At 70.5% G+C, this 2,586-nt stretch carries 3 protein-coding genes; all 3 read left to right on the forward strand.

Annotation, left to right across the window (positions count from 1 at the left end):
- Positions 1–772: cell division protein FtsQ/DivIB (locus ACJ73U_RS30460; protein ID WP_407781173.1), on the forward strand; the 772-nt coding region annotated here is incomplete at its 5' end.
- Between the two features lie 41 nt (positions 773–813).
- The gene (locus tag ACJ73U_RS30465) at positions 814–1,314 is read left to right on the forward strand and encodes a DinB family protein (RefSeq protein WP_407781174.1); all 501 of its coding nucleotides are present in this window, start codon (positions 814–816) and stop codon (positions 1,312–1,314) included.
- A 196-nt stretch (positions 1,315–1,510) separates the two neighbouring features.
- Positions 1,511–2,586, forward strand: a 1,076-nt coding sequence (gene ftsZ, locus ACJ73U_RS30470; protein ID WP_407781175.1) for a cell division protein FtsZ, incomplete at its 3' end; no start/stop codon positions are given.

Here is a 2,586-nt window from a genome sequence, read left to right on the forward strand (position 1 = left end):
GCGCACCGCCCGCGACGCCGGCCGGCCGTCCACGCGCCGCCCGCGGTCCGACGCCGTCCGCGCCAGGCGGCGCGAGCCCGGCGAGCGTGCCGTCCCCAGCAGGGCCCGCTACCTCAGGCGCCGGTGGGTGGCCGCGCTGGTCGTGCTCAGCGTGGTCGCGGTGGCCTACCTCGTCATGTTCACGTCGCTGCTCGGCGTCCGCTCGGTGGAGGTCGTGGGCGTCAAGGAGATCCCCGAGACGGACGTGATCAACGCCGCCGCCATCGAGCACGGCACGCCCATGGTCCGCCTCGACGCCGAGGAGGCCGCCGCCCGCGTCGCGAAGCTGCCGCGTGTCTTCGAGGTGCGCGTGGAGCGGTCCTGGCCGAGCACCGTGGAGATCATCGTCACCGAGCGGTCGCCCGTGGCGGTGCTGCGCGCCGGCGACCAGACCCACCTGGTGGACGGCACCGGCCTCGACTACGCGGCCGTCGCCGTCGCGCCCACCGGCCTGCCCACGCTGGCCATGATCGACGTCCGCCCGGACAACCCGGCCACGAAGGCCGCCGTCACCGTCCTCGGCGACATCCCCAAGCAGCTCAGGACCCAGGTCACCACGGTGACGGCCAACACTCCCGGCGACGTCCGCCTCACCCTCGCCGACGGCCGCCTGATCAAGTGGGGCGACGCCCGCGACAACGCCCGCAAGGCCGCGGTACTCGCCGCCCTGCTGACCCGTCCGGGCAAGACCTACGACGTCGCCACCCCGGACTTCCCGACCGTCGCGGGATAACTCGCTCGAAGGGGACCGGTGCGTCGGGCACACTGCGCCGCATGACGACCAGGCCCGACCCGCCCAAGCTCGGCGGCGAACGCGAACAGCTCGACGGCTTCCTGGACTTCCTCCGCGGTGCCGTCGTGCTCAAGGCCACCGGCCTCACCGACGAGCAGGCGCGCCGCCGGCTCGTGCCCTCCGAACTGACCACCGTCGCCGGTCTGGTGGCCCACCTCACCTACGTGGAGCACTACTGGTTCGCCGTCGTGCTCGACGGCGAACCGGACCCGTGGCAGGACCTGTTCGCCGAGGACGTCGACGCCGAGTTCCGGCTCGGCACGCGTACCCCGATCGAGCGGCTGGTGGCCGACTACGAGGCCGAGTGCGGGCGGAGCCGGGAGGTGGCCGCCCGGCTGGACCTGGACGCCACCGGCACGACGGCGAAGGGTGAACCCGTGAACCTGCGCTGGGTGATCGTCCATATGATTGAGGAGACCGGGCGTCACGCGGGGCACCTCGATCTGCTCCGCGAACTCCTGGACGGCAGCACCGGCGAGTAGTTGGCTCGGGTGAATGGGGCACACAACACCGCAACTACACGGCGTGGCGGCTGGAAACGGGAACGGTCCATGCTTACCGTCCTGATCGACGCCGGAGCTTGACATAACTCTAAGTCTCTCGTAGAGGTTTAGGGTTTCAGGTCTTGCGACGGCGGTCGGGGACAGCACAAGGCTTCAGATCATGGAAGGCGGTCCGATGACGCCCCCGCACAACTACCTGGCGGTGATAAAGGTCGTCGGCATCGGCGGCGGTGGGGTGAACGCCGTCAACCGCATGATCGAGGTCGGCCTCAAGGGTGTCGAGTTCATCGCGGTGAACACCGACGCCCAAGCACTGCTGATGTCCGATGCCGACGTCAAGCTCGACATCGGCCGTGAGCTCACTCGCGGTCTCGGCGCCGGCGCCAACCCGGAGGTCGGCCACAAGGCCGCCGAGGACCACCGCGAGGAGATCGAGGAGGTCCTCAAGGGGGCCGACATGGTCTTCGTGACCGCCGGCGAGGGCGGCGGCACCGGCACCGGCGGCGCGCCCGTCGTCGCGTCGATCGCCCGCAAGCTCGGCGCCCTGACCATCGGCGTGGTGACCCGGCCGTTCGCCTTCGAGGGCAAGCGCCGCGCGCGGCAGGCCGAGGAGGGCATCACCGAGCTCCGCAACGAGTGCGACACGTTAATAGTGATTCCCAACGACCGGCTTCTGCAGCTCGGTGACATCGGCGTCTCGCTGATGGACGCGTTCCGCTCCGCGGACGAGGTGCTGCTCTCCGGCGTCCAGGGCATCACCGATCTCATCACCACGCCGGGTCTGATCAACCTGGACTTCGCCGACGTCAAAAGCGTCATGTCCGGTGCGGGCAGCGCCCTCATGGGCATCGGCTCGGCACGTGGCGAGGGCCGGGCGGTCCAGGCCGCGGAGAAGGCGATCAACTCGCCGCTGCTGGAGGCGTCGATGGACGGCGCCCACGGCGTGCTGCTGGCCATCGCCGGCGGCTCCGACCTCGGTCTCTTCGAGATCAACGAGTCGGCGACGCTGGTGCAGGAGGCCGCGCACCCCGAGGCCAACATCATCTTCGGCACGGTCATCGACGACTCGCTCGGCGACGAGGTCCGCGTGACGGTCATCGCGGCCGGCTTCGACAGCGGCACGCCGACGCACAAGAAGCTCGACCCGACGATGGTCGGCTCGCGCCACACGACGGTGGCCCCGGCCCAGTCCGGACAGGTCAACACCCCGGCCCGCCCGGAGCCCCCCCCCACCTTACCCTTACAAACCAC

Origin of the sequence: Actinophytocola sp. (assembly GCF_045807065.1) — a bacterium.
GTDB lineage: Bacteria > Actinomycetota > Actinomycetes > Mycobacteriales > Pseudonocardiaceae > Actinophytocola.